This is a genomic window from Methylocystis sp. NC52PC (assembly GCF_055698645.1).
On record NZ_CP170127.1, the window covers coordinates 1,742,937 to 1,766,150 of the forward strand.

A 23,214-nucleotide genomic window follows, 5' to 3' on the forward strand; every position below is an offset into this window, starting at 1 on the left:
TCGCGCGGAAAGGCTCGCATAAATTGGCCCGCTACGCCACCATCGTATCCGACGCCTCGGCCTCGAGCGGCCCCTCGTCGAGCCCATACTCCTTCATCTTGCGATAAAGCGTCGATCGGCCGATGCCGAGGCGGCGCGCGATCTCCGACATTTGCCCGCGATAATGGGTGAGGGCGAAGCGGATCGTCTCCTTCTCCAATTCGTCGAGCTTGCGCATTTCGCCATTGCCGGAGAGCAGCGGCAGAACATGCGGGTCGCGCGTCTCGACGCGAACGATCTCGCGTTCGCGCGGCGGCTCGGCGACGGCGGCGAACGCCGGCGCGGCCGGCACGCGCACGTCGAAGCCGTCGACATGGGCGGCGATCTGCGGAAATTCGGCGACGGTGAGTTCGTCCCCGTCGGCCAGAACGACGGCGCGGAACACGGCGTTTTCGAGCTGACGCACATTGCCGGGCCAGGGGTAGCTCGTCAGAAGCGACAGCGCCTCTGCGGTCAAGCCGCGGATATTGCGGCCCTCCTCGGCGGCGAAGCGCGCGGCGAAGCGGCGCGCGAGATCGGCGATGTCCTCGCGGCGGTTGCGCAGCGGCGGAATGCTGATCGGGAAGACGTTGAGCCGGTAGAAAAGGTCCTCGCGGAACTGGCCGCGCTTCACGAGCTCGATGAGATTTTGATTTGTCGCCGAGATCAGGCGGATGTCGACCCGCACCGGGCGGCGCGCGCCCACGGGGTCGATTTCGCCTTCCTGCAGGGCGCGCAGGAGCTTCACCTGAATGTCGAGCGGCAGTTCGCCGATTTCGTCGAGAAACAGCGTGCCGCCGTTGGCCTCGAGAAATTTGCCCGTGTGTTTTTCAGTGGCGCCGGTGAAGGCGCCTTTCTCGTGGCCGAAGAGAATCGATTCGACCAGGTTGGCGGGCAGCGCGCCGCAATTCACCGTGACGAAGGATTTGCCCTTGCGGTCGGAGCCTCCCTGTATGGCGCGCGCGACGAGTTCCTTGCCGACGCCCGACTCGCCCTCGATCAGAACCGGAATGCTGGAATGCGCCGCACGCTCGCCGAGCCGAATGACGCGCGCCATGTCGGGGCTGCGGGAAACCAGATCCTTGAAGGTGAGATGGCCCTGGGCGCGGCGGTTGATCCGGCGCACTTCGCCCGCAAGGGCGTCGGCGGACAGAGCGTTTTTGATTGAAATTTGCAGCCGTTCGGCGCCGACCGGCTTCACCACGAAATCATGGGCGCCGGCGCGCATGGCGGAGATGACCGCCTCGATCGAGCCATGCGCGGTCTGCACGATGACGGGCGTCCCGATCTTGCGGTCGCGCATGCGGGTCAAGACGCCCATGCCGTCGAGGTCCGGCATCACGAGATCGAGAATGAGCAGCGCAATCGGCGCGACGCCCGGCCGCGTCAGCCGCGCCAGCGCCTCTTCGCCGCCCTCCACGGTTTCGGCGTGGTAGCCGAATCGCCTCACCATGGTTTCGAGCAGGCGGCGTTGCACCGGATCGTCGTCGGCAATCAGTATCGTGGGGGTCATGGCGCTCCCGGGGCCCGGTCCGGCGAAGCCGCCCGGGTTGGATGTGAGGCCCTCATGGTTCCCCCGGCAGGGTAAAAGCCGCGTTAATCGGAGCGGAAATTTTGCCTCAATATGAAACGCAAGCCTTTTCGGCGCCTGTAAAATTTTAAGCTTTAGCTTTACCGGCGGCCGCCTTGGCGCACCGCTCGTCGGGTTGATCGCCCTTGGGCTTTGCCCATATGAAAGGCGACCGCCGCAAGCGGCGCCCGCAACTCGAATGGTCTTCGCCATGCGCTTATTTCTCATTGCCCATTCGCCGGCCGAAGCTGCGGCGGGTCACGCCGAAAGCCTCCCCGAATGGAATCTCGCCGACCTTTACGAAGGGACTGATTCCGACCGGCTGAAGGCGGATCTCGCCCGCATGGCGGAGGACGTCGCGCGCTTTGGCGCCGATTATCGCGGCAAGCTCGCGGAGCTCGCCGGCATGCCGGACGCCAGCGCAAAAATCGGCGAGGCCGTCGCGCGCTATGAGGCCTTGCAGGATCTTCTCGGCCGGCTGATGTCCTACGCCGGGCTGCTCTACAGCGGCGACACCACCGATCCGGCGCGGGCGAAATTCTACGGCGATGTGCAGGAGAAGGTCACCAACGCCTCGGCGCAACTGCTCTTCTTCCAGCTCGAGCTCAATCGGCTCGACGACGCGGCGCTGATGGCGGCGGCGTCGACCCCGCCGCTCTCGCGCTGGAAGCCCTGGCTCGAAGATATCCGCAAGGAAAAGCCCTATGAGCTCGACGACAAGCTCGAGGAGCTGTTCCACGAGAAATATATTTCCGGCGCCGCCGCGTGGAACCGTCTCTTCGACGAGACGATCGCTTCGCTGCGCTTCAAGGTCGGCGGCCAGGACCTTGCGATCGAGCCGGTCCTCAATCTGATGCAGGATTCGAAGGAAGAGAAGCGCCGCGAGGCGGCGCAGGCGATCGGCGTCACGCTCAAGGCCAATCTTCGGACTTTTTCGCTCATCACCAACACGCTCGCCAAGGACAAGGAAATCTCCGACCGCTGGCGCGGGTTTCAGGACGTCGCCGATTCGCGGCATCTCTCGAACCGCGTCGAACGCGAGGTGGTCGAGGCGCTGGCCAAGGCCGTCGCCGACGCCCATCCGCGCCTCTCGCACCGCTATTACAAATTGAAAGCCAAATGGTTCGGCAAGGACGCGCTCGATTACTGGGACCGCAGCGCGCCGCTGCCCGAAACGCCGTCCAAGCGCTATTCCTGGGAGGAGGCGCGGGGGATTGTGCTGTCCGCCTATCAGGGCTTCGCGCCGCGCATGGCGGAGATCGCGGGCGATTTCTTCGACAAGCGCTGGATCGACGCGCCGGTTCGTCCCGGCAAGGCGCCGGGCGCCTTCTCGCATCCGACCGTGCCCTCCGCCCACCCGTACGTGCTGCTCAATTATCAGGGCAAGACGCGCGACGTGATGACCCTCGCGCATGAGCTGGGACATGGCGTCCATCAGGTGCTCGCCGCGCGGCAGGGCGCGCTGATGGCGCCGACGCCGCTGACGCTCGCCGAAACCGCGTCGGTTTTCGGGGAGATGCTGACCTTCCGCGCGCTGCTTGCGCAGGCGCCGGATAAGGTCCAGCGCCGGGCGTTGCTCGCCTCGAAGGTCGAGGACATGATCAATACGGTCGTGCGCCAGATGGCTTTCTACGCCTTCGAGCGCAAGGTCCACGCCGAGCGCCGCAACGGCGAGCTCACCGCCGACCAGATCTGCGACATCTGGATGAGCGTGCAGGGCGACAGCCTTGGCCCGTCGATCCGGCTCGGGCAGGGGTATGAAACGTTCTGGGCGTATATCCCCCACTTCATTCATTCGCCGTTCTATGTTTACGCCTACGCCTTCGGCGACTGCCTGGTGAATTCGCTCTATGGGGTCTACAGCCAGGCGCATGAAGGCTTCGCCGAGCGCTATTTCGCGCTGCTCGAAGCTGGCGGGGCGAAACCCTACAATGAGTTGCTCCAGCCCTTCGGCCTCGACGCCCGCGATCCGGCCTTCTGGAACATCGGTTTGGACATGATCGACGGGCTGATCAGCGAATTGGAGGCGATGGAGGAGGCCTGACGGCGGCGCATTGGTCCATCGCCAGGCGCGCTCGGGATGTGGATGGCCGGGACAGGCCCGGCCATGACGCGTTGGCGGCGGTCGCTCCTCTCTCCCTGGGTCATGCCGGCGTTGAGCCCGGCATCCGCGAATCCATCAGCGACGCCTGTGCGTGAATCGACTAGACAGGGGGAATGAACCGGCCTGTCCGCCCGCCTCCCGCATCGAGCCGCCTGCGCCCCTTCGCGGGCTTTGTGCGCATGACGCCGAACGACCTCGTCTCCGGCCTGGTGGCGCCGGTGGTGATCATCGCCACCTCCTTGAGTTACTCGGCGCTGATCTTTTCCGGGCCGCTCGCCGATTATCTGCCGATTGGCATCGGCTCCGGCCTCATTGGCGCAGGGCTTGGCGCGATCGTCTTTGCGGCCTTGAGCGGTCTGCCCTTCGCCGTCGCCGCGCCGGACTCCAAGGCGATCGCCGTGCTGGCCTCCATGGCCGGGCTCATCGCAAATAATCTTTTTCGGCAGGGCCACGCCGACCAGGCCGGTCCGACAGCGCTTGCCGCGGTCGTCCTCGGCTCGGCGATCGTGGGCGTCACGTCTTTTCTTTTTGGCGTGCTGAAACTCGGGCGATGGATCCGCTTCCTTCCCTATCCGGTGATCGGCGGCTTCATGGCCGCTTCCGGCTGGTTTCTGACGAGCGGCGCGATTCGCATCCTGGCGCACGAGCCGCTTTCGCTCAAACTTCTTTCCGACGTCGCCGCCGGGCGGCATGTCGCGCAACTCGCCTGCGGCGTCCTTTTCGCGGCCGCGCTGGCCAAGGCGCAACGCTCCCGGAATCCGCTCGCCTTTCCGGCCTTTCTGGTTCTCGGGACAATGGTCCTCCCGCTCGGGCTTTTCCTCGCCGGCGTCCCCGCGGGCGAGGCGCGCGCGGCAGGCTGGCTGCTGGACTTGCCGGCGTCGTCTTCCGTGTCGCTGCCCGCGTCATGGCTCGCCACCGCGATCGGGCAGGTCGAGTGGCGGGAAATCCTGCGCTATTCGGGCGACTATGTCGCGCTGATCACCGTGGTCGTGGCGACGTTGCTGCTCAGCATCATGGCGCTCGAGGTCGAGAGCCAAGCCGAGGTCGATCTCGACTACGAACTCAAGGTCAACGGGGCCGCCAATATGGTTGCGGCCGTGAGCGGCGGCGCGGCGACGACCCTTTCGGTCAGCCGCACGCTTTTCGGCTTCAAGACGGGCGCCCGCTCCCGTGGCGGCGGCGCGCTCGCCGGGCTGCTCTGCCTTTTCCCTCTCGCGCTCGGCCCGGGCCCACTCGGCTTCGTGCCCGTGCCGATCCTGGCGGGGCTTCTGCTGCAGCTCGGCGTCAGCATGCTCGATGAATGGCTGATCCGCGGTTGGCGCGCCATGCAGCGCGCGGATTATGTGCAACTCGTCGCGATCTTCCTCACCATCGCCTGGTTCGATTTCGTGGCCGGCGTCGGCGTCGGCGTCGTCGCCGCCTGCATCACGTTCGCCGTCAATACGAGCCGCATCCGCCTCGTCAAGCACGGCATGGATCGCAGCAATTTCGCGAGCCGCGTCGACCGGCCCAATTATCACGCCGAGGCGCTGCGCCGCCAGGGCGCGGGCATTCAGATCATGTGGCTGCATGGCTTCATCTTCTTCGGCAGCGCGCATAACCTTCTCATGCATATCAAGGAGGCGCTGCGGCGCGAAGAAGCGGCGTGCCGCAGCCTCATCCTCGATTTCCGGCAGGTGCTGGGGATCGATTATTCGGCCGTCATGACGCTTCATAAACTTCGTCATTTTGCCGAGCGGGAGGGCTTCGACCTCGTCTTCGCCGATCTGCCGCAAAATGTCGCGCGCTCGCTTTCGAAGGGCGGCTTGATCGCCGCGGAAGGCGACGCCATCTGCCACGTCTTTCCCAACCTCGACGCGGCGCTGGAATGGTGCGAGGACCGGCTGCTCGCCAATTCGGCGGCGATCGAAGAAGGCCGGCGCTCGACGCAGGAATGGCTGAAGGCGGAGCTCGGCTCTGACGCCCTGTTCGAGCAATTGAAGGCGTATTTCGCCGTGCTCGAGCTGCAGCCCGGCGACTTCGTGTTCAGGCAGGGCGAGTCGGGGGAGAGTCTTTTCCTGCTGTCCTCGGGCCGCGTCACGATCCTCTTCACCGCGCCCGACGGACAGGACGTGCGCCTGCGCAGCATGGTTGGCCACACCATGCTCGGCGAGATGGGGCTTTATCGGGACATGCCGCGCGGCGCCTCGGTCCTCGTCGACGAGCCGACCGTCGTTTATCGTTTCTCGCAAGAGGCGATTGCGCGCATGGAGCGCGAGGAGCCGGCGCTCGCCCACGCCTTCCATCGATTCGTGGTGCGAACGCTCGCCTCGCGGCTCGATTTCGCCAACCGCGAGGTCGCCGGGCTTCAGCGCTGAGCCGCCCCGCCGACGGCGGCAAGTCCTGAGCGCCCAAAGGCGTCAAACGCCGGCGAGTTCCTTGGGATTTTCCTCGCGCTCGCGGGTCCGGCCGTCCAGCAGACAGCTCACGGTGACGTCGCCCATGACATTGATTGCGGTTCGACAGCGATCGAGGAACCAGTCCACGGTCAGCAGCATGGCGATATATTCGGTCGGCAGGCCAACTGATTTGAAGACCAAAGTCATGGTGACGAGGCCCGCCTCCGGAATGCCCGCCGCGCCGACCGAGGCGACGATGGAAGTCAGGACGACGGCGAATTGTTGGCCGAGCGTCAGTTGCAAGCCGAGAAGCTGCGCGACGAAGAGCGCGGACATGGCCTCGTAAAGGGCGGTGCCGTCATTGTTGAAATTGGCTCCGACCAGCGCGCCGAGACTGGCTGATTGCTCCCGCAATTTCACATTGTTGCGCAGGCACCGATAGGTGACGGGCATCGTGGCGGTGGAGCTTGCGGTCGAAAAGGCCATCACCAGGGCGTCGCGAACGCCGCGCAGCAGCTCCGCTGGACGCACCCAGGACTCGAACCGCACGCGCAGCATGTAATAGCTAGACTGCAGCAGGAGCGCGAGGATGACGGCGATGACGAAGCCGCCCAGCGCCGCGAAGTCGCCGAAGCCTTTCACGCCGACAATGCTGGCGACGACGCCGAACACTGCGATCGGCACGACCTCCACAATCGCCTCCAAAATGACGACGAAGCTCGTCAGCCCGACATGGACCAGATCCTCGACCGTGCGAATCGGATGGCGCCGCACCCGCCTCAGGGCGACGCCAAAGGCGACCGCCAGCAGAATGACGCCGAGGACCTTGCCGTCATCCGCGAAAGGGCCGGCGACGCTGCGCGGCACGCTGTCGAGGAACTGCGCGAGCGGGTCCGTCGTGGCGGCGGCCTTCGCCAGTTCCGGCGGCGGCCCGACCTTCACCCACTCGCCGGGTCGCAGGAGATTGGCCACGCCAAGGCCGATGCAGATGGCGACGAGCGTGTTCGTCAGTAGCAGCGCGACCAGCCGAAGGGATTGCCGCCCCCCGAGCGGGGCGCTCATCAGCGCCTGCACAATGGCGAAGAGGATGAGGGGCGGCGCGAGGGCGCCCAGAATGCGCAGAACGAGTTTCGCCGGTATGGCGAGCGCCGCGGCGTTGTCTCCGAGCGCGACGCCCGCCACAACGCCGAGAACAACGCCAGCGAGGATGCGCGCGTAAAGCGGCGTCGCGCGCCATGAGACGAGCCAGCGCGGGCCCCCCTCGATGTGCTTCTCTTCGGAGGACTGCACTTTTGACCGCCCTTTCGAATGACGACCGCCCCGGCAGGGACCGCCGGGGCGTCGCGCTTTGTCTGCCCTGAGGCCGACCAATAGCGGAAGGCGCCCTCGAAGAAAATGGGCGGCGGCGATCTTCCTGCCCGCCAAGCTTCTGGCGCAGTCCCAAAAGTGAGCTTGGCTGGTCAAGCAGCGGCTCACGCAACCCTTGGGCTCAAAATTCCATCCAGTCGCCTTCGACCTCCAATTTTCGCGCCGTCGCCTCGCCGCCGGCCAACGCTTTCAGCGGGCGACGGGGGCGGGGCGCCTGTCGTTGCCGCGGCCCGGCCGCTGCGGTCGCGTCAGAGAGTTGGAAGCTGGAGATGGAGGCGATCAGCGCCTCGGTTTCGCGCTTGAGGTTATGCGTCGCGGCCGTCGTCTCCTCGACCATCGCGGCGTTTTTCTGGACGTCCTGATCCATCTGGGAAATCGCGGCGTTGATCTGCTGCAGCGAGGTCGACTGTTCGCTCGCGCCGACGGCGATTCCCGCAACGATGCCGTCGATTTCCGCGACCGCCTCGACGATGCGGGCGAGCGCCTTGCCGGCTTCGACGACCAGCGTCACGCCTTCGCCGACCTCGTCAGTCGAGGCGGAAATCAGACCCTTGATCTCCTTCGCCGCCTCGGCGCTGCGCTGCGCTAGGGCGCGCACTTCGGAGGCGACGACCGCAAAGCCCTTGCCGGCCTCGCCGGCGCGCGCCGCCTCGACCCCGGCGTTGAGTGCGAGCAGATTGGTCTGGAAGGCGATCTCGTCGATAACGCCGATGATTTGGGCGATATTGTTCGAGGACTTCTCGATGCGGTTGATCGCCTCCACGGCCTGCTGCACGACGACGCCGCTCTTCTGGGCGTCCGACTTCGTCGCGGAGACGACTTCGCTCGCGTGTTTCGCGCCGCTCGCCGTCTTCGCGACCGTCGTGGCGATTTCAGAGATCGCCGCCACTGTTTCTTCGAGGCTCGCGGCCTGCTGTTCCGTTCGGCGCGAGAGATCGTCGGCGGCGCTGGCGATTTCCATCGTCGCGGTGCCGATGAGATTGGCGCCGCCTGCGACATGCCCGATCGCGCCTTCAAGTTGGCTCAGCGCGGCGTTGAAATCCTTCTGAAGCCGGTGATAAGCGTCGGGCAGATTGTCGTTGATGCGATGGGTCAGATCCTTCGCCGACAGGCGCTCGAGGCCGTGGCCGATCGAGTGCGCGACGGCGTCACGCTCCTTGCGCAAGCTGCTTTCCTCCTTCCCGCGGTATTCCGCTTCGATGTGCTTGCGCTCCTCCGCCGCACGATCTTCCGCCGCCCTCTGTTCGAGGCCTTTTTTCTTGAAGTCTTGCAGCGCGCGCGCCATGTCGCCGACTTCGTCGGCGCGCTCGAGCCCGGCGACCGAAACCGCGAGATTATTGTCGGCGATCTGTTTCATCTGCGCGGAAAGCTCGAGAATCGGCAGGACGATCGCCGTTCTGGTCAGCCACCGCGAAACGACGAGGCCTGCGCCAACCGCGACGACAAAGGCGGCGACGGTGAGCAGGATGGTGTTGTCGGCGCTCGTGCGCAGATCCATGCTCGTCTGCGCCATCTCCGCAAAGCGAAGATCGGCGAAGGCCGCCATGTCGGCGGAGAGCTTTTGCACCTTGGCGTCGATGGGTTCCAGGGCCTTCGCCGTCTTGGCCTTTTGCTCGAGCTCCGCGGGCTTCGGGCCCGCGCCCGTATCGACGCCGGAAGCGTCGAGGCCAAGCGCATTGGCGCGCTTCGCGTCTTCTGCGATCGTCCGGATCTTCTCGGCGAAAGCCTGAAGCTCCTTCGAATAGTGCGGCAGGAGGCCGGCCGCTTCCTTGAGGAGCGATTGCGCCACTGCAGGGGAAGTGCGGAAGGAGTCCTGTGCGGCGAGCGAAGCCGGGTCATTCGCATGAAAATCGAGCATGACATGCGCCGCATAGGCAATGCCGACCGCAAGGCGATTGGCGCGCATGACCTTGAGCAAAGCGACGTTCGACTGCTCGACCAGAGCGCCGTAGTCGCCGTTCGTTTGATGGCCGCGGTAGACGCCGAGGCCGAGAACGATCGTAAACAAGGCTGTGACGACGGCAAGAGGGATCAACGTCTTGGCGCCGAGTTTCATATCATCGAGGACGAGTCGCATGGCGGCTTCCGTGGCAACGGCGAAATGTTGAAAAAGGCGCCGCGCGCGCATCCGGGCGAACGCGTGGCGATACCTTTCTTGGGAGGAAGCGACGTCATGTCGGCATTTGGTCTGGCGGCGTCATGCCTCATGCCCCGGCTCATCGCGCCGGCCGCATCAAACCATCCGTACGGTAACACCGAGTGGATTTAAATTTTCTTATGGTCCAAAGGCGCGCGCTGGGCGAGCGGTCCGCGAGGCTCGGATCGGCGCACGACGAACTTGCGATAGACCAGTCCGTTCGACGACGTCGCCTTTTCCAAGAACACCTGCCGATGCGTATCCGATGTGAAGCCGACGTAAGTGGGGTCTGCTCCGTCCCGGGCCGACGGCGGCTCGGAAAGATCGACAAGGCCCTGGATGATTGGCTGCCATATCGCACGCAGCCGCTCACGTCGATCGCTGGGCGGGGCGTCGACGTCGGCAATGGCGGCCATCTCTTCGTTCGCCGCCTCGATGCGCGATTCGGTCGGCAAGGCGCTCTCTCGGTAAGGTCGTGTCGACGCAAGCCAGATGGCTTCCGTGGGAAACCGCCACTAAACCGCCCGATCTTTTCCCCGTCGTGTCTGGACGGTTTCTGGAAAGCGGCGCGTCAATCTCACGTCGGCATATGAGCAAGGATACGCCCGCCGCCGCAAGACGCGGGGCGGCGGGCGGTTCGGCGCTCGGGAGGCTATGCTCAGGACAGTGCGCCGCCGTTCAGCTCGAGCGTGAGGCATTTGGCTGCGCCGCCGGCTTTCAGAAACTCCGAAAGCGGCGTCACGATCGGAGCAAATCCCGCCGCCGCTAGGCGCGTCTTGAGCGCGTCCGAGCAGGCGTTCAAGAAGATCCGCCCACTGACCTCGACCGCGTTGCAGGCAAAGCCAAGCGCGTCCGTCTCGCTTACTTCGATGCGCTTTTCAGCTGGCGCGACGGCGCGGATGGCGGCGAGCGACGCCTCGTCGAAGGCCGCGGGATAATACATCAGCGATCCGTCCGGCAGCGGGCAAAAGCACGTGTCGAGATGGTAGAAGCGCGGGTCGACGAGCTTAAGGCCGACCGTGCGCCAATCGAAGATCGTCTCGATCAGGCGCGGCGCCAGATCGCTCGAACGCCACCCATGGCCGCACCAGATCAGCCGCCGGGCGCGGTCCGGCAGCGCATCGCCGGCGCCTTCAAAAGCCACATCCTCGGGCCAGGCCGCAATCTCGAAGCCCTGGCGGTCGAACCATTGACGAAACAGGCCTTCCTCCGGCCGACGCTCCTTGGCGTGGAAACGCGATACGACCGCGACGCCGTCCAGCACGAGTCCGGCGTTGGCCGTGAAGACCATGTCCGGCAGACCAGATTCCGCGGTCACGAAGGCGAGATTGGCGCAACCGGAGAGATGGCGGCGCAGATTGTCCCACTGGTCGCGCGCGCGCGAGACGTCCGTGCGGCCGATCTGGTTCTCCATCCACGGATTGATAATGTAATCGACGCCGAAGTGATGCGGCGCGCACATCAAGATCGACGCATGGGCCGCGCGCCGCCGCCGCGCGTCATTTTCGAGCGTTTTGATGTGGACGTTCATTTTGTTTACTGCCCCTCTAAGCTCAGTGTCCCTGCCGTGCGGCTTCGCGGCGAACGGCCGGCGCCGGTTCCGGCCGCAGAAGTGAGAAGAGATCTTTCGGGTTGACCGGCGCGGCGATCAGCTCGATTTCGCTTCCGACGCCGGTTTCGCGCGCGAGGTCGCGCAGGAGCCGCAGCACGGAGAAATCCTCGATCGCAAAGCCGACGCTGTCGAAGATCGTGATCGCGTCCGGCGAGGTGCGGCCGCTCCTGCGCCCGGCGACGACGTCATGAAGCTCCGTCACCGGATGATCGGGGGGCAGCTGCTGTATGTCGCCCTCGATGCGGGTCTGCGGCGCATATTCAACGAAGATCTCGCCGCGCAGCAGCAGGTCGCGCGCGAGTTCGGTCTTGCCGGGACAGTCGCCGCCGACCCCATTGACGTGCGCGCCCGGCGCGATCATGTCCGCGGTCAGGATCGTCGCGCGCCTTTTGTCGGCGGTGACGGTCGTCACGATGTCAGCGCCGCGCGCGGCGTCACGCGCGCTGTCGCAACGCGTAAGGGCGACGCCGGAGCCCGCCATGTTGCGCTCGAATTTTTCGAAGGCTTCCGGGTCGATGTCGAATATGCGCAGGCGATCGACGCCGAGAATGGCGTGAAACGCATGAGCCTGAAACTCGGATTGCGCGCCCAGACCGATGAGAGCCATCGTGCGGCTCTCGGGGCGCGCCAGATGGCTGGCGGCGAGCGCGGACGTCGCAGCCGTGCGCAGCGCGGTCGCCAGGGTCATGTCGGACAGGAAGATCGGATAACCCGTCGCGACGTCGGCGAGCGCGCCGAAGGCGACGACGGTTTGCAGGCAGAGCTGCGTATTCCCCGGATGGCCGTTGACATATTTGAAGGCGAAGGTCCGGCTGTCGCCGGCGGGCATGAGTTCAATGACGCCGCCCGGCGAATGGCTGGCGAAGCGCGGCGACTTGTCGAAGGCGCTCCAGGCTTTGAAATCCTCGCGCAGATAATCGACGAGGCGCGGCCAAAACGCCTTCGCCCCCAGTCGATTGACGGCTTGGGCGACGTCTCGCGCGCTCAGAAAGGCAACCATTTCCCGCTTCCCAGCTTGTTGACCTCTCAGCAATCTAGGGCTGCGCGCCGCTGACTGAAATCGCAAAGCTGTCGGAAAAACGGTAGTTTTTTGGACGAATTGCGCTATTTTTCTGCCGATATGACAGAGCCGGCGCCATGGACGATCTCGACCATCAGCTGATCTCCGCCCTCAGAACCGACGCGCGGGCGTCGCTTTCCGACCTGGCGAAGCGGCTCGGCGTCTCGCGCGGCACGGTGCAGAACAGGCTCAACCGGCTGATCGAGTCGCAAGTGATCCTCGGCTTCACGGTGCGCGTGAAGACCGGCGCCGAAAGCGACCGGATTCGCGCCATCATGATGATCGAGGTCTCCGGCAAGAACACGCGCCGCGTGGTTCAGGCGCTTCGCGGCCTGCCGCAGATTCACGCCCTGCACAGCACCAACGGCGCCTTCGACCTCATCGCCGAAATCGAGACGGCGAGCCTGACAGAGTTCGACAGCGTGTTGTCCAAGGTGCGTCAGATCGAGGGCATCGAGCGGAGCGAGACGAGCCTGTTGCTCGCGCCGGCCTGAACCTTTTCAGGGGCTCGCCGCTGCGCTTGATCTCCTCCCACGCCGATCCAGTTGCGATTCGTCGCGCGGCCCCGACGCGGCCGCGCCCGTCTCTTGGAGAGTCGTCATGGGTAAGCTCTTCCTCGTCGTTTCGACCGTGGTCGGCCTTGCGGCGATCACGCCGGCGATCGCGCAAGGCACGGCCAAGCAGAGGGCGGCCTGCGAACGTGACTCCCACAGGCTCTGCGCCGCCGCCGAGCCCGACGCCATCGCGGTCGAGAAGTGCCTGAAGCAGCACATGGGCGCGCTCTCCAAAGCTTGTCAGCGCCAGTTCAGGGCGCGTCGCTGACTTCGACCACTTGGGCGAAGACCGGACATCTTTGGCGCAGGCAAGCGGTCCTTGCCTCGCCCGAAGCCTTCGGGGCGGGGGAACATGGAGGAACCGATGCGTGCTTACATCCTTGCGGCGTGTCTCGCCGCCGTTTTCACGTTGCCTGCCGCCGCGACGACTCCGATCGACACAGGGATTGGCGCGACGGTCTTCCCGGCGCGTGGCGGCGATTATGGCAGGGGCCGCTGGGGCTACGGACCGGACTGTCGAGAGCTCAGGCGCGCCTGCCTGTATAAAGACGAGCTCGGCGAAGTCGGCCGCGGCAATTGCCAACGCTATCGCGCGCTCTGCCGGTAAAGCGTTTTCCGCGCGGAGGGTGAACGCGCGCGCGCGAGACGATCGCCGTTGGCGGGGGCGGCGTCGGGTCCGGCGCGCCGCACGATTTTTAAGGACCCGCATGCGAAGCGGCGGCGGGATAGGAAAGCTACGGAGCGGCCCTTTGACGGCCGCTCCGTATTTCTGCAAAATCGCTAATCCATGACCTTGCCGCCGGCGTCGGCGCAGGCCTGCGCCGATTCCTTGTAGAGCCAGCCCTGTCCCTTGCAGGCGTTCTTGCCCTTGCAGGCGTTTTTCGGCGTGTGACAGTCGCTCTTGCCCTGACAGCCATTGGCGCCGAGGCAGTGCACGCGCGCGGCTGTCGTCTCGGCTTTCGCCGCCGGCGCCGCGCCGGCGAGCGCGATGGAGACCGCGGCGACGGCGAGGGTCGCCCCGTTGATCGTTTCCTTTTTCATTCTTGTCCTTCCCTGGGCCAAAAATGGCGAGGCATTCTGGCGCAGAGGCGTCGCTTCCGCCAGCGCGGGAAGCTAGGCTTTTCTTAACGAATCGACGCGGCATTTTGTCCGTCCCTGATTCGTGCCGCATTTGTCTTGGTCCCGTCCCGCCGGTCCCGGTGCGGGACAGGCCGTGGAACGCCGCATTTAACCGCTGCTCAACCCTATCTGCGAATCAATGCAGGCTAAACTCGCCGTTGATCAGCCGCATCTCCGCGGGCCTGATTAATTGCGCGTGCGCCACTGTCACGCCGTGCAGCGGCCCGTCGAGGCTGCGCGCCCAGAAATCGAGGAACTTCTTCAGCTCCGGAAAAAGCGGATGGAGATCGTACTCCTGCCAGATGTAGGACTGAATGATGTTTGGATGATCGGGCAAGCGATAGAAAATATTGGCTGTGGTGAGCCCGTAGCCCTGCATCTGCAAACGGAACGCGCGGGACGCCATGTGCCGGTCTCCTTTCTCTTCGAACGCCTCGGCAAATTTTGTGGCCGTTGCGTTGGAGAAGCAACTCCCGCGCCAAGAAATCCTTAATAATACAAACTGTTAGCAGCACAGACGGATGAGTGATGATTTTTCCCGCCAGCCTTGGTCCTTGAACCCGCGTGCGCGCCCGCCTACCTCGATCGCGCGTCCCAAAGCTTTCCTTCCCGCCGCGAGTTGCGAACAGGGGGCGCCTGGTGACGGTTTTTGCACACTCTTTCGCTTTGCTTCTCTGGAGCCGGAACGGATTTAATAACCATGCGCAAACTCAGACGCCGCGCGTCGACGGGCGCCATCTTTTGGCCAAGGCGCCCCGAAAGCCTGACGCCTATGATTCTGCGTCTCTTTTCCTTGTTCCTGCTGATCTGTTCCGCGCCCGCCTTCGCCGGGGCCCTGCCGCCGACCCAGAAGGCCTCCGTCGCCGCCGTCGTGCGCGCGGTGACCCCTGGGGTGGTCAATATCGCTACGAAGCGGATCGAATCCGTCGAGGTTCCGACCGTCGTCGATCCGGTGCTGGAAGAGTTTTTCGATATCCCCAACACGCGTCTGAAACGGGAGACCACTTCGGCCGGCTCTGGCGTTATCGTCGACGCGGACCGCGGCCTCATTCTCACCAACGAACACGTGGTTCGGGGCGCCTCAGTGATCGAGGTCACGACGAAAGACGACCGCCGCTTCCGCGCGCAGCTCGTCGGGCGCGACAAAGCGACAGACGTTGCGGTGTTGCGGATCAAGGCGGACAATCTCACCGCCGTGCCGATCGGAGATAGCCGCGCCCTGGAGGTCGGGGATTTCGTCCTCGCGGTCGGCAACCCCTTCGGCCTCGGCCAGACCGTCACCTCCGGCATTGTTTCCGCCATGGGCCGCACCGGCCTCGGCATCGAAGGCTATGAGGATTTCATCCAGACGGACGCCTCCATCAATCCGGGCAATTCCGGCGGCGCGCTGGTGACGCTCGACGGGCGGCTCGTCGGACTAAATACGGCGATCCTGTCCAAGTCCGGCGCGAGCCACGGCATCGGCTTCGCCATTCCCATCGAGATGGCGCGCCGGATCATGACCCAGCTTGTCGAGACCGGCGAAGTGCGCCGCGGCCAGATCGGCGTGTCGATCCGCGCGCCGGCGGGCGGCCGTCCCGGCGCCGAGATCGTCGCCGTCGAACCCGCGTCGCCCGCGGCCATCGCGGGGCTCGCCAAAGGCGACGTCATCGGCGCCGTCGACGGCCGGACGATCGCGTCGCCCGCACAGTTGCGCACGCTGCTCGCCGTCACGCCGGCTGGGACGGAAATCGACGTCCGCTTCCGCCGCCGCGACGCGGCGATGCAGGCGCGACTGCGGATCGAGGCGGCGCGCCAGAAAGCGGCGGAAACGGACGTCACGCGAACCCGCTAAGAGTTCGAGCCTTATTTGAGCACGACGACCTTTGTTCCGACCTTGACCCTCGAATAAAGGTCGATGACGTCATTGTTGGTCATACGGATGCAGCCGGACGAGACGGCGGCGCCGATGGTGTCCGGCTCGTTCGAGCCATGGATGCGATAATCGCTGGAGCCGAGATAAAGCGCCCGGGCGCCGAGCGGATTCTCAATGCCGCCGGCCATGTGGCGGGGCAGATCGGGGCGCCGCTTCAGCATGGGCGCCGGCGGCCGCCAATCGGGCCACTCGCGCTTGCGCGAGACCGTCTTTACGCCCGACCAGGTGAAGCCCTCGCGGCCGACGCCGACGCCATATTCGATCGCCCGCCCGCCGCCGAGCACGTAGTAAAGCCGCCGCTCTTTGGTCGAGACCACGACCGTGCCCGCCTTAAAGTCTGGATGGCGCCAGACGACGAGTTGCTTGGGGATCGACTGCTGGCGAAAAATCGTGAGGAAATCGGCGATGGGTCCGCGATCCAGTGGACCGCAGAGGGCCGTCGCCGGCACGCCCGCCGAGAATACGAGAGAACCGAGCAGGAAAATCACGCGCGCTTGCGCCATTCGTTCGCCTTTCAATGCGCCGCTACCCCCCGATGTCACTTTGCGGAAAGAATTGCGGCCGCAGTCCGACGGGGACGCATCAGAAACAAGGAAGCTCCAGCGATGGCGAAACGAAGCGCCGGCGTCCTGCTCTATCGCCGCGCCGCCGGCGGACCCGAAGTTCTGCTCGTGCATCCCGGCGGACCCTTCTGGGCGCGCAAGGACTCGGGCGCCTGGTCCATCCCGAAAGGGGAGATCGGCGAGGGGGAGGCCGCGGAGGCGGCGGCAAGGCGCGAATTCGTCGAGGAGACGGGCTTTTCCGTCGCCGGCGAATTGACGGCGCTGGGGGAGTTCAAACAGCCGAGCGGCAAGCGCGTGCTGGCCTTCGCCCTGGAGGGCGACGTCGATCCGTCGCAACTGCGCAGCAACGCGTGCCAGATCGAATGGCCGCTAAAGAGCGGGCGGCTGATCGACATCCCCGAGGTCGACCGGGCGGCGTGGTTCGGTCTCGCGGAGGCCTTGGAAAAGGTCGTCAAGGGCCAGCGAGGCATTCTGGAGGGCCTGGCGCGCCTTCTCTCCTCCTCTTGAGCGCGCAGGCTTCGGCTATTTGCCGGGCTCGACCCAAATGCGCGCGGGACGCGGCGTCCAGCACTCCAGTCCGCGGTGGCACTCCGCCCCCGTGAAGCGGTTGCGGTGGAGATAGGGCGACGCCGCCGGCTCGTAGCGGTTGGTCCAGGCGGCGAAGGCGAGTGCGATCCCGATGAGCGTCAGAAAGGCGTTCCGCCAAACCCGAGGCCGAGGCATGGCCATCCTCCCGGTTCGAGGGGCTCAGAAGCCATCTGGCGCGCCCGGACGCCAAAACCCAGCGTTGCGGCGCGGCGCTTATTGTTGCGCTAACGCTTGTTCCCGACTACCATGGCCAAGATATAGCTTCAGGCGGATTTCGGGCAGTGAACAGAGCGGTCGAGCCGACCTCCGTGGCGCATCGGGAGACGGCGGCGGCGCCTCTCGTGAAAGAGGGGCGTCCGCGAATTTATCGCCTCCACGCCGGCGCGTTGGATCTGACGCGCGCCTATCTGGCGCTCTCGCGCGGCGTCTCGGTTCAGGAAATACGCCTGCGCGCCGGAGGGGTCCGGATTGACGGGCGCATCAGCCCCGGCGCGCTGAAGATCGTCTTCCTGAGGGCCGAAGAGATCAGGGTCCTGGGCAATCGCGTCAGTGGCGAGGCCATGGCGATTGCTTATGGCGGCAGCCGACTCGATGTGGCGGCGAATCGGCCTGGCTCGGCCGTTGCGCTGTATTTCAGTCCCGCGGTCGCGCGATGCGTCGTCACGGAAGAGGCGCTGCCAGCGCTGCGGCGGCGCATGGAGGGCCCGCTCGGCCTCGAGACGCTGCTTTCTCCGGTTACGCAAAGGGGGCGCGCGCTCGCACGCAGCGCGCGGGGTCTGCTCGAGCAGGCCAGACAAAAGGGGGCGTGGACGCGCGCCTGGCCGCCTGCGCTGGAGGCGGAGGCGGTCGTCGAGACGAGCGCCGCCCTGATCCGCGACATCCTCGGCGACGACCGCTCGGCGGCGCAAACCAGCGTAAAACGCCGGCGCGAGCTTGCGCTCATGGTCGAAAATCTGCTTTGGGAGACGCCCTTCGACGACGGTCTTCGCCGGCTTTCGCTGGATGACGCGGCCGTCCGGCTGCGATGTTCGCGTCGCAGCATACAGCTCGCCTTGCAGGACGAATTCGGTCTCGGCTTCACGGCGCTGAAGCGGCTGATCCGTCTGCAGCAGGTTCACGCCATTCTGCGGCGGCGGCCCGCCGGCCGCGGCGTCGGGCGTGTCGCTAAAGCCTACGAATTCAATCACCTCGGACGATTTGCCGGTCATTACCGGGACATGTTCGGGGTGTTGCCGTCTGTCGAACTTTCCCCCGGCTCCGCCTAAGAAAGGCGCAACATGCCCATCCGTAAGGATGGTTGCATATCAAACTATCGGGCGGCTTATCAGCGTAAGCTGTGCTTTACGCAAAATGGATAAGGACGACCCTGAATTTTATGAGCTATCCTATCATCAGGGCAGGCAGAATCGTTGGTATGCGCCATTCAAAAGGATGGGGCTCAGATAGGGTTGACGTGGATGCTCAATGATGTGCAGCGGATGTATGATCGCCTGCCGGCCGCCCCGGACGATCCCGAGCAGCCAGGCGATGATCGCCCATACGGTGACAAGGCGTGAACTCGCGCGGTCGCTTTTCCTGGCGTGCGACAGGCTGGCCCATCGTCAGGCCGCCGCGCTCGTAGACCAGGTCCTCGATGAAATCGCGGAGACCTTAATCAAGGGCGAGAGCGTCACTCTGTGCAACTTCGGCAAATTCGTGATTGTCGAGAAAAAGGAGCGGAAAGGCCGCAATCCCCGGACCGGCGACTTCGCGCTTGTGAAGCCCCGCAAGGTCGTGAGTTTCAGGGCTTCAAAATATCTCAAAGCCGCCGTCTCGACGGGGAACCCGACCGACGACGCTTGACTGCGCCGAGTCGGGTCGGCGGAACGATTTTGAAAGTAAGGCGTTAACAGGAGCCTGCTAAAGCACGCTCGAGCTTGGCGGCGCGTAGGGGAGCGAGATGGCTTATATTGTAAACAGTTCTCAAAACGAATTTACCCCAAGCTTCATTTCCCGGCGCACGAAGCAAATCTACGCCATTGCAATTCTTGTGGCGGCGGCGATGGGCTTTTTGGCGCTTTTCGAGATGGGACACCCGTTTTTGGCGGCGTGGGGCGCCCTGGCGCTGTTCGGTTGCCTGTTCATCAGCGGCGCTGCAACGCGTTCGGATACAACTGCGTCGCACTGAACATTCGACGCGTGGTCGATCAAAGCCGTTTCATCATGTAGACCGCAGCGACCCCATAGCTCGCCAATGTGCGACAAAGCCCAGCGGGCCGACGCGCGCAAAAGCCTAGCCGTCCCCATAATTTATCCGACCCATATAAAGCCACGAGAGCGAGGGCGCCCAGTTGCGCGCGTTGCGCGATCGCGGTCAAACGCTCGATTAAGTCGGCTGCGGAGCCATAGCCCCTCGCGCGGGCGACAATCGCGACATCATGCAAAAAGAGACAATCCGACGCGTCGGGGAGCTTGCCCAGAAAGGCGTCCAACGGCGGGACCTCATCGCGCAGCCATGGGTGAGAGATGGCGTATCCGAGCACGGCGCCGTCGTCCTCCAAAGCGAAGCAGCCGCCGGGGAAAAGGCGCAGCTTTTCCTCGAAGACCGCCTGCTGCTCACGCGCGTCGGGATGCAACGCATCGGCGATGCGAAAGACGGCGGGAAGGTCGGATGGCGACATTGGCCGCCACATCGGCCGGCGTTGGCCCTCTTGCACATTCATCACGGCTGCCCCCCATATTTGCGTAACTCCAGCGACTTTCGAGCTTGCGACGCGGCGCCTCGGCCGCCAGACTCACTCGGCGCGCCTACCAGGAGCTTGCAAGCAAAGATGACAGCCCTCAAACGTCTTGCCCTTCTTCTGCTTGTCGCCGCCGCCGCGCCGCCGGCGCGCGCCGGCGAAGGCTCATCGACTGTCACAATCACGCTCACGCAGGCTGCCTATGGCGGCGGCCGCGTCTATGTCCCCGTCCGCTTCGGCAACGTCATGGGCGCAATGCGGCTCGACACCGGCGCGTCGACGAGCCGCATCAAGCTTGCGCCGTGGAATAAGGACCTGCCGATCCTGGGTCAAAGCGACTCGACTGGCGCCTTGGGAAAAGTGACGCGTTGCGACGATGTGCAGGCGACCAATGTAGCGCTCAAGGCCGAGCAGGGAAACAACATCGCGAGAGCCAAATACGACGTCACGCGCTGCGCCGCCAGCGACGGCGACGATCTGCTGGGGCTCGACTTCTTCAAAGGCGCCCGCTTTACGCTGGATTTCGAGCGTCGCGAAATGGTCTTCTTCGGTCCTCAAATGGATGGACGACCGGTTCTCTTTCAGCCGCTCGGCCCCGACCAGCGGCTCGTCGGAATTTCGATCCGCGCAGGGACCGCCAAATCGCTCGGCCTCTTTGATACAGGCGCGGAAATTTCAGCCGTCGACCAGCAATTCGTCGAACGGCACAGGGGCCTTTTCGCGCCGGTGGAGAGCAAGTTCAAAGCGAGCGAGGCGAGTGGCGGCGGAGCCGTATCTCGAATTTACAAAATCAAGACGCTCGATCTCGGCGACGGGCGCGTTTTGCGCAACGTCCACGCCCTTGTTTATGATTTTGGCGCGCTGCGCGAGGCGCTCGGCCCGCAGACGGCGTTCGTGCTAGGGGTCAATATATTGAGCAGGTTCAACTGGGCGCTCGACTTTACGAAGCCGACGCAGGCTAGCTGGATCGCCCGACCCAGAAAGCCATGAGCCGAGAGCAGTCGGGCGCCGGAAACAAGCAGTCCGAGAAGATCGCATGAACTTCGCCGCCATCGCTCAAATGCTGTTCCTGCTGGCCGTCGCCAATGGCGCGCCAGTTTTGGCGAAACGGTTGATCGGAGAGCGTTTCGCCTGGCCCGTCGACGGCCACTCGCGTTTTTCCGACGGCCGCTCGATCTTCGGCTCCTCGAAGACCTTTCGCGGCTTGGCCACGAGTCTTCTGGCGACGGTAGCGGCCGCTGAATTGATTGGTCTGAGCGGAGGCGATGGCGCGCTCATCGCCACGCTCGCCATGTTGGGAGATCTTCTCTCGAGCTTCATCAAGCGGCGTCGAGGCGCGGCGCCGAGCGACCAGATGCTGGGCCTGGACCAGATTCCGGAAGCCCTGCTGCCTGCTCTTTTCGCCCCGCCGGCGATCACCCTGTCCTTCGCGGACGTTGTGGCGGTGGTCGGTCTGTTTTTCGTTGCGGAACTCGCTGGTTCACGCCTGCTCTACGCCCTCAACATCAAGGACCGCCCCTATTGAGATGGCGAAACGTTCCGTCGCAGGAGACGGTGCAGGGTAATTTCCGGCGGACAGTTGAAGCGCACTGGCACGATCGAGGAGCCCGCCCCGACGCTCGTGTAGCCCGTCATCGCGCCGAACTTCCATGCGCCGCGACCGAGGCGTCTGGGGATAGCTGCGTCGAGCGTCAGCGGTATGCCACCCGGCAGACATATTTGTCCACCGTGGGTGTGGCCGCACAGCATCAGCCTGAATCCGGCATGCGCCGCCTGCCTGTAGATCTCCGGCGTGTGTGACAACAGGATCGAGAAATCTTCGTCGGGAAGGTCGGCGGCGGCCTTTTCGATGTTGTCCACCCGGTAGAAGTGCGCGTCGTCGACGCCCGCCAGATAAACGCGTGCGCCACGACGTTCGATGCTCACATATTCGTTGAGCAGCACCCTCACGCCCATCCGCTCCATGTCGGGCGCCATGCATATTGTGTCATGGTTCCCGAGCACCGCATAGACATCCGTCGTGATCGCCTCCCGGAGGCGAAGCAAACCCTGAAGGCAGGGCTTATAATCGCCGTACGTCTGACCACGGTAGTCGCCTGTCCAGACACAGAGATCGTAATCGAGACCGTCGATCAACCGCGCGATATTGGCCATGGCGCGCGGGTTCATGTCGCAGTGAAGATCCGTCAGGTGAAGAATCGTGTACCCGTCGAACGACGCAGGGAGACGATCCGAGACGACTTCGTGCGTCAGGACGCGAACCCTGGCGGCATTGTGACGCCCCACCCAAAACATGCCCGTAAGGCGGAGCACGCCCTCGATTACGGCATGCGAGAACGGCAGGTTCTCCATGTGAAGCAGCGTCAGACCCTGTCCGAACGCTTGCGCCTCATGGTCTCTTTCGATGCCGAGCCGCTGTCTGGCGTGCACGGGCCCGAGCCGAGCGTCCAATCTTCGCTTGACTTCGTCACAATCGAGAAAAACGGGCAAGTTCATGCTGCGCGGCGGGGAAGGACCATTCATTCGCGCCACCATACGGCAAAGTTGACCCCTGATCGATTCCCAACGCAAGATTTTTTGCCGACCGAGAGCCCAGCGACGCGCCTGTGCGCGTCTTTGGCGCGCATAAGCGCGGGCGACGCCCGCAAGGGTTCGGCATTGACCTCTTCGAAGGCCGAACTAGCTAAGCAAATACCGTCCGGAAAACCGCTCCCTCGGCTGAAACCATGAAACTTGAAACCCAGACGCACAGTGGCCAAGTCGTCATCGCTGTCAAGGAGGAGCGCCTCGACGCTCATAACTCAAGCGAGCTGAAGGACCGCATCCTGCGAGTGCTCGAAGAAGGCGGTCGTCGTCTCGTTGTCGATCTGGCGGACGTCAAATTCATCGACAGCTCTGGACTCGGCGCGTTGCTCTCCGGCTATAAAAACGCCAGTCAGCGCTCGGGATCGTTTATTCTTTCGGGCCTGCAACCTCGTGTGCGCTCGATGTTCGAGCTGACGAGACTTAACCGCGTCTTCGAAATCTATCCGCGCCTCCAGGAGGCGATCAGCAGCCACAGCGTGACTTAGCGATGCGGCCATGTCCGAGACCAACATGAACGTCGACATCGTTGTTCCAAATCAAACGCGCTATCTGCGCTTGATTGGAAATATCGCCGAGCAAATCGCCAAAGAGTTGGACACGAACGACCACGATCCCGATATGCTCGCCTATCACCTCAACCTCGTCCTGACGGAGGCCGTGGCGAACGCCATCGAATATGGAGGCGATGAGGGACCGGACAAAACCGTGAAGGTCTGTCTATCGATCGAAGACAAGGAGTTGCGGATACGGGTCTACGATCATGGGCAGGGTTTCGACATCTCGAGTCTGCCGACGCCCGCGATCGACCAGCTCAACGAGCGCGGCAGAGGCATATTTTTTATAAAAAATATCATGGATTCGGTGGTGTATCACCCAAGCGAAGACGGCAACGTTCTCGAAATGCACAAGACGCTGAAGTGAA

Annotated in this window: 26 protein-coding genes; 14 read left to right on the forward strand and 12 right to left on the reverse strand. The window is 64.3% G+C overall.

Annotation, left to right across the window (positions count from 1 at the left end; translation table 11 throughout):
• Positions 1 to 31: 31 nt before the first annotated feature.
• Positions 32 to 1,531: a sigma-54-dependent transcriptional regulator gene (locus tag ACETII_RS10395; RefSeq protein ID WP_472787966.1), complete on the reverse strand. Its 1,500-nt coding sequence runs from the start codon at positions 1,529 to 1,531 to the stop codon at positions 32 to 34.
• A 268-nt stretch (positions 1,532 to 1,799) separates the two neighbouring features.
• Here ACETII_RS10395 and ACETII_RS10400 point away from each other — a divergent pair, with 268 nt between their 5' ends.
• On the forward strand, positions 1,800 to 3,632 hold the full coding sequence (locus ACETII_RS10400; protein ID WP_472787967.1) for a M3 family oligoendopeptidase: 1,833 nt from the start codon (positions 1,800 to 1,802) through the stop codon (positions 3,630 to 3,632).
• A gap of 173 nt (positions 3,633 to 3,805) precedes the next feature.
• The gene (locus ACETII_RS10405) at positions 3,806 to 6,049 is read left to right on the forward strand and encodes a SulP family inorganic anion transporter (RefSeq protein ID WP_472787968.1); all 2,244 of its coding nucleotides are present in this window, start codon (positions 3,806 to 3,808) and stop codon (positions 6,047 to 6,049) included.
• Positions 6,050 to 6,091: 42 nt separating this feature from the next.
• On the opposite strand, the gene ACETII_RS10410 is transcribed toward ACETII_RS10405, so the two are convergent.
• From ACETII_RS10410 to ACETII_RS10430, 5 genes are all read right to left on the reverse strand, one after another.
• On the reverse strand, positions 6,092 to 7,360 hold the full coding sequence (locus ACETII_RS10410) for a dicarboxylate/amino acid:cation symporter (protein WP_472787969.1): 1,269 nt from the start codon (positions 7,358 to 7,360) through the stop codon (positions 6,092 to 6,094).
• A gap of 199 nt (positions 7,361 to 7,559) precedes the next feature.
• Positions 7,560 to 9,515 (reverse strand): methyl-accepting chemotaxis protein, encoded by a 1,956-nt coding sequence (locus ACETII_RS10415; RefSeq protein ID WP_472787970.1) that lies wholly within the window; start codon positions 9,513 to 9,515, stop codon positions 7,560 to 7,562.
• Positions 9,516 to 9,703: 188 nt separating this feature from the next.
• Positions 9,704 to 10,030 (reverse strand): hypothetical protein, encoded by a 327-nt coding sequence (locus ACETII_RS10420; protein WP_363345626.1) that lies wholly within the window; start codon positions 10,028 to 10,030, stop codon positions 9,704 to 9,706.
• A gap of 203 nt (positions 10,031 to 10,233) precedes the next feature.
• The gene (locus tag ACETII_RS10425; RefSeq protein WP_472787971.1) at positions 10,234 to 11,106 is read right to left on the reverse strand and encodes a dimethylarginine dimethylaminohydrolase family protein; all 873 of its coding nucleotides are present in this window, start codon (positions 11,104 to 11,106) and stop codon (positions 10,234 to 10,236) included.
• 22 nt (positions 11,107 to 11,128) lie between these two features.
• Complete coding sequence (locus tag ACETII_RS10430; protein WP_472787972.1) at positions 11,129 to 12,187, reverse strand: ornithine cyclodeaminase; 1,059 nt, start codon at positions 12,185 to 12,187, stop codon at positions 11,129 to 11,131.
• A gap of 137 nt (positions 12,188 to 12,324) precedes the next feature.
• Here ACETII_RS10430 and ACETII_RS10435 point away from each other — a divergent pair, with 137 nt between their 5' ends.
• From ACETII_RS10435 to ACETII_RS10445, 3 genes are all read left to right on the forward strand, one after another.
• Positions 12,325 to 12,741: an Lrp/AsnC family transcriptional regulator gene (locus ACETII_RS10435; protein WP_363345632.1), complete on the forward strand. Its 417-nt coding sequence runs from the start codon at positions 12,325 to 12,327 to the stop codon at positions 12,739 to 12,741.
• Positions 12,742 to 12,847: 106 nt separating this feature from the next.
• On the forward strand, positions 12,848 to 13,069 hold the full coding sequence (locus ACETII_RS10440; RefSeq protein WP_363345634.1) for a hypothetical protein: 222 nt from the start codon (positions 12,848 to 12,850) through the stop codon (positions 13,067 to 13,069).
• Positions 13,070 to 13,165: 96 nt separating this feature from the next.
• Positions 13,166 to 13,408 (forward strand): hypothetical protein, encoded by a 243-nt coding sequence (locus ACETII_RS10445; RefSeq protein WP_472787973.1) that lies wholly within the window; start codon positions 13,166 to 13,168, stop codon positions 13,406 to 13,408.
• 173 nt (positions 13,409 to 13,581) lie between these two features.
• On the opposite strand, the gene bufA2 is transcribed toward ACETII_RS10445, so the two are convergent.
• Together bufA2 and ACETII_RS10455 are read right to left on the reverse strand one after the other, a co-directional pair.
• Entirely contained in the window at positions 13,582 to 13,842 is a 261-nt protein-coding gene (gene bufA2, locus ACETII_RS10450; protein WP_363345637.1) for a BufA2 family periplasmic bufferin-type metallophore, read from the reverse strand.
• Positions 13,843 to 14,056: 214 nt separating this feature from the next.
• A complete protein-coding gene (locus ACETII_RS10455) occupies positions 14,057 to 14,326 on the reverse strand; it encodes an usg protein (protein ID WP_363345639.1) in 270 nt (89 codons plus the stop codon).
• Between the two features lie 366 nt (positions 14,327 to 14,692).
• Here ACETII_RS10455 and ACETII_RS10460 point away from each other — a divergent pair, with 366 nt between their 5' ends.
• Positions 14,693 to 15,754: a S1C family serine protease gene (locus ACETII_RS10460; RefSeq protein ID WP_472787974.1), complete on the forward strand. Its 1,062-nt coding sequence runs from the start codon at positions 14,693 to 14,695 to the stop codon at positions 15,752 to 15,754.
• An 11-nt stretch (positions 15,755 to 15,765) separates the two neighbouring features.
• On the opposite strand, the gene ACETII_RS10465 is transcribed toward ACETII_RS10460, so the two are convergent.
• Positions 15,766 to 16,338 (reverse strand): L,D-transpeptidase, encoded by a 573-nt coding sequence (locus ACETII_RS10465; protein WP_363345643.1) that lies wholly within the window; start codon positions 16,336 to 16,338, stop codon positions 15,766 to 15,768.
• Positions 16,339 to 16,440: 102 nt separating this feature from the next.
• Between ACETII_RS10465 and ACETII_RS10470 the strand changes: the two genes are divergently transcribed.
• On the forward strand, positions 16,441 to 16,905 hold the full coding sequence (locus ACETII_RS10470) for an NUDIX hydrolase (protein ID WP_472787975.1): 465 nt from the start codon (positions 16,441 to 16,443) through the stop codon (positions 16,903 to 16,905).
• Positions 16,906 to 16,920: 15 nt separating this feature from the next.
• On the opposite strand, the gene ACETII_RS10475 is transcribed toward ACETII_RS10470, so the two are convergent.
• Positions 16,921 to 17,121 carry a hypothetical protein gene (locus ACETII_RS10475; RefSeq protein ID WP_363345647.1) on the reverse strand — a complete coding sequence of 67 codons (201 nt, stop codon included), beginning with the start codon at positions 17,119 to 17,121 and terminating at the stop codon, positions 16,921 to 16,923.
• A 146-nt stretch (positions 17,122 to 17,267) separates the two neighbouring features.
• On the opposite strand from ACETII_RS10475, the gene ACETII_RS10480 reads away from it, so the two are divergent.
• The 3 genes from ACETII_RS10480 (at position 17,268) to ACETII_RS10490 (ending at position 19,153) form a co-directional block, all read left to right on the forward strand.
• Positions 17,268 to 18,251 carry a helix-turn-helix domain-containing protein gene (locus tag ACETII_RS10480; protein ID WP_472787976.1) on the forward strand — a complete coding sequence of 328 codons (984 nt, stop codon included), beginning with the start codon at positions 17,268 to 17,270 and terminating at the stop codon, positions 18,249 to 18,251.
• 199 nt (positions 18,252 to 18,450) lie between these two features.
• Entirely contained in the window at positions 18,451 to 18,828 is a 378-nt protein-coding gene (locus ACETII_RS10485; protein WP_472787977.1) for an HU family DNA-binding protein, read from the forward strand.
• A gap of 97 nt (positions 18,829 to 18,925) precedes the next feature.
• Positions 18,926 to 19,153, forward strand: coding sequence for a hypothetical protein (locus ACETII_RS10490; RefSeq protein WP_363345653.1), 228 nt, complete (start codon positions 18,926 to 18,928; stop codon positions 19,151 to 19,153).
• A 19-nt stretch (positions 19,154 to 19,172) separates the two neighbouring features.
• Here ACETII_RS10490 and ACETII_RS10495 read toward each other — a convergent pair whose 3' ends face one another.
• Complete coding sequence (locus ACETII_RS10495) at positions 19,173 to 19,646, reverse strand: GNAT family N-acetyltransferase (protein WP_472787978.1); 474 nt, start codon at positions 19,644 to 19,646, stop codon at positions 19,173 to 19,175.
• A 150-nt stretch (positions 19,647 to 19,796) separates the two neighbouring features.
• Between ACETII_RS10495 and ACETII_RS10500 the strand changes: the two genes are divergently transcribed.
• A complete protein-coding gene (locus ACETII_RS10500) occupies positions 19,797 to 20,696 on the forward strand; it encodes an aspartyl protease family protein (RefSeq protein ID WP_472787979.1) in 900 nt (299 codons plus the stop codon).
• Between the two features lie 46 nt (positions 20,697 to 20,742).
• Positions 20,743 to 21,231, forward strand: coding sequence for a CDP-archaeol synthase (locus ACETII_RS10505; RefSeq protein ID WP_363345659.1), 489 nt, complete (start codon positions 20,743 to 20,745; stop codon positions 21,229 to 21,231).
• Here ACETII_RS10505 and ACETII_RS10510 read toward each other — a convergent pair.
• The gene (locus tag ACETII_RS10510; protein ID WP_472787980.1) at positions 21,225 to 22,229 is read right to left on the reverse strand and encodes a metallophosphoesterase; all 1,005 of its coding nucleotides are present in this window, start codon (positions 22,227 to 22,229) and stop codon (positions 21,225 to 21,227) included. The genes ACETII_RS10505 and ACETII_RS10510 overlap by 7 nt on opposite strands.
• Before the next feature lie 203 nt (positions 22,230 to 22,432).
• Here ACETII_RS10510 and ACETII_RS10515 point away from each other — a divergent pair, with 203 nt between their 5' ends.
• Both ACETII_RS10515 and ACETII_RS10520 read left to right on the forward strand, forming a co-directional pair.
• Complete coding sequence (locus ACETII_RS10515) at positions 22,433 to 22,777, forward strand: STAS domain-containing protein (RefSeq protein WP_363345663.1); 345 nt, start codon at positions 22,433 to 22,435, stop codon at positions 22,775 to 22,777.
• Positions 22,778 to 22,802: 25 nt separating this feature from the next.
• Complete coding sequence (locus tag ACETII_RS10520) at positions 22,803 to 23,213, forward strand: ATP-binding protein (RefSeq protein ID WP_363345665.1); 411 nt, start codon at positions 22,803 to 22,805, stop codon at positions 23,211 to 23,213.
• Position 23,214: the final 1 nt, after the last annotated feature.

What these genes read in the sequence shown, in the direction of transcription:
- ACETII_RS10485 (WP_472787977.1), top strand. Translation starts at nt 18,451, where the DNA reads ATGATGTGCAGCGGATGTATGATCGCCTGCCGGCCGCCCCGGACGATC.
- ACETII_RS10505 (WP_363345659.1), top strand. Translation starts at nt 20,743, where the DNA reads ATGAACTTCGCCGCCATCGCTCAAATGCTGTTCCTGCTGGCCGTCGCC.
- ACETII_RS10510 (WP_472787980.1), bottom strand. Translation starts at nt 22,229, where the DNA reads ATGAATGGTCCTTCCCCGCCGCGCAGCATGAACTTGCCCGTTTTTCTC.
- ACETII_RS10475 (WP_363345647.1), bottom strand. Translation starts at nt 17,121, where the DNA reads ATGCCTCGGCCTCGGGTTTGGCGGAACGCCTTTCTGACGCTCATCGGG.
- ACETII_RS10455 (WP_363345639.1), bottom strand. Translation starts at nt 14,326, where the DNA reads ATGGCGTCCCGCGCGTTCCGTTTGCAGATGCAGGGCTACGGGCTCACC.
- ACETII_RS10400 (WP_472787967.1), top strand. Translation starts at nt 1,800, where the DNA reads ATGCGCTTATTTCTCATTGCCCATTCGCCGGCCGAAGCTGCGGCGGGT.
- ACETII_RS10500 (WP_472787979.1), top strand. Translation starts at nt 19,797, where the DNA reads ATGACAGCCCTCAAACGTCTTGCCCTTCTTCTGCTTGTCGCCGCCGCC.
- ACETII_RS10470 (WP_472787975.1), top strand. Translation starts at nt 16,441, where the DNA reads ATGGCGAAACGAAGCGCCGGCGTCCTGCTCTATCGCCGCGCCGCCGGC.
- ACETII_RS10465 (WP_363345643.1), bottom strand. Translation starts at nt 16,338, where the DNA reads ATGGCGCAAGCGCGCGTGATTTTCCTGCTCGGTTCTCTCGTATTCTCG.
- ACETII_RS10490 (WP_363345653.1), top strand. Translation starts at nt 18,926, where the DNA reads ATGGCTTATATTGTAAACAGTTCTCAAAACGAATTTACCCCAAGCTTC.
- ACETII_RS10395 (WP_472787966.1), bottom strand. Translation starts at nt 1,531, where the DNA reads ATGACCCCCACGATACTGATTGCCGACGACGATCCGGTGCAACGCCGC.
- ACETII_RS10460 (WP_472787974.1), top strand. Translation starts at nt 14,693, where the DNA reads ATGATTCTGCGTCTCTTTTCCTTGTTCCTGCTGATCTGTTCCGCGCCC.
- ACETII_RS10495 (WP_472787978.1), bottom strand. Translation starts at nt 19,646, where the DNA reads ATGTCGCCATCCGACCTTCCCGCCGTCTTTCGCATCGCCGATGCGTTG.
- ACETII_RS10430 (WP_472787972.1), bottom strand. Translation starts at nt 12,187, where the DNA reads ATGGTTGCCTTTCTGAGCGCGCGAGACGTCGCCCAAGCCGTCAATCGA.
- ACETII_RS10520 (WP_363345665.1), top strand. Translation starts at nt 22,803, where the DNA reads ATGAACGTCGACATCGTTGTTCCAAATCAAACGCGCTATCTGCGCTTG.
- ACETII_RS10425 (WP_472787971.1), bottom strand. Translation starts at nt 11,106, where the DNA reads ATGAACGTCCACATCAAAACGCTCGAAAATGACGCGCGGCGGCGGCGC.
- ACETII_RS10405 (WP_472787968.1), top strand. Translation starts at nt 3,806, where the DNA reads ATGAACCGGCCTGTCCGCCCGCCTCCCGCATCGAGCCGCCTGCGCCCC.
- ACETII_RS10440 (WP_363345634.1), top strand. Translation starts at nt 12,848, where the DNA reads ATGGGTAAGCTCTTCCTCGTCGTTTCGACCGTGGTCGGCCTTGCGGCG.
- bufA2 (WP_363345637.1), bottom strand. Translation starts at nt 13,842, where the DNA reads ATGAAAAAGGAAACGATCAACGGGGCGACCCTCGCCGTCGCCGCGGTC.
- ACETII_RS10415 (WP_472787970.1), bottom strand. Translation starts at nt 9,515, where the DNA reads ATGCGACTCGTCCTCGATGATATGAAACTCGGCGCCAAGACGTTGATC.
- ACETII_RS10515 (WP_363345663.1), top strand. Translation starts at nt 22,433, where the DNA reads ATGAAACTTGAAACCCAGACGCACAGTGGCCAAGTCGTCATCGCTGTC.
- ACETII_RS10435 (WP_363345632.1), top strand. Translation starts at nt 12,325, where the DNA reads ATGGACGATCTCGACCATCAGCTGATCTCCGCCCTCAGAACCGACGCG.
- ACETII_RS10445 (WP_472787973.1), top strand. Translation starts at nt 13,166, where the DNA reads ATGCGTGCTTACATCCTTGCGGCGTGTCTCGCCGCCGTTTTCACGTTG.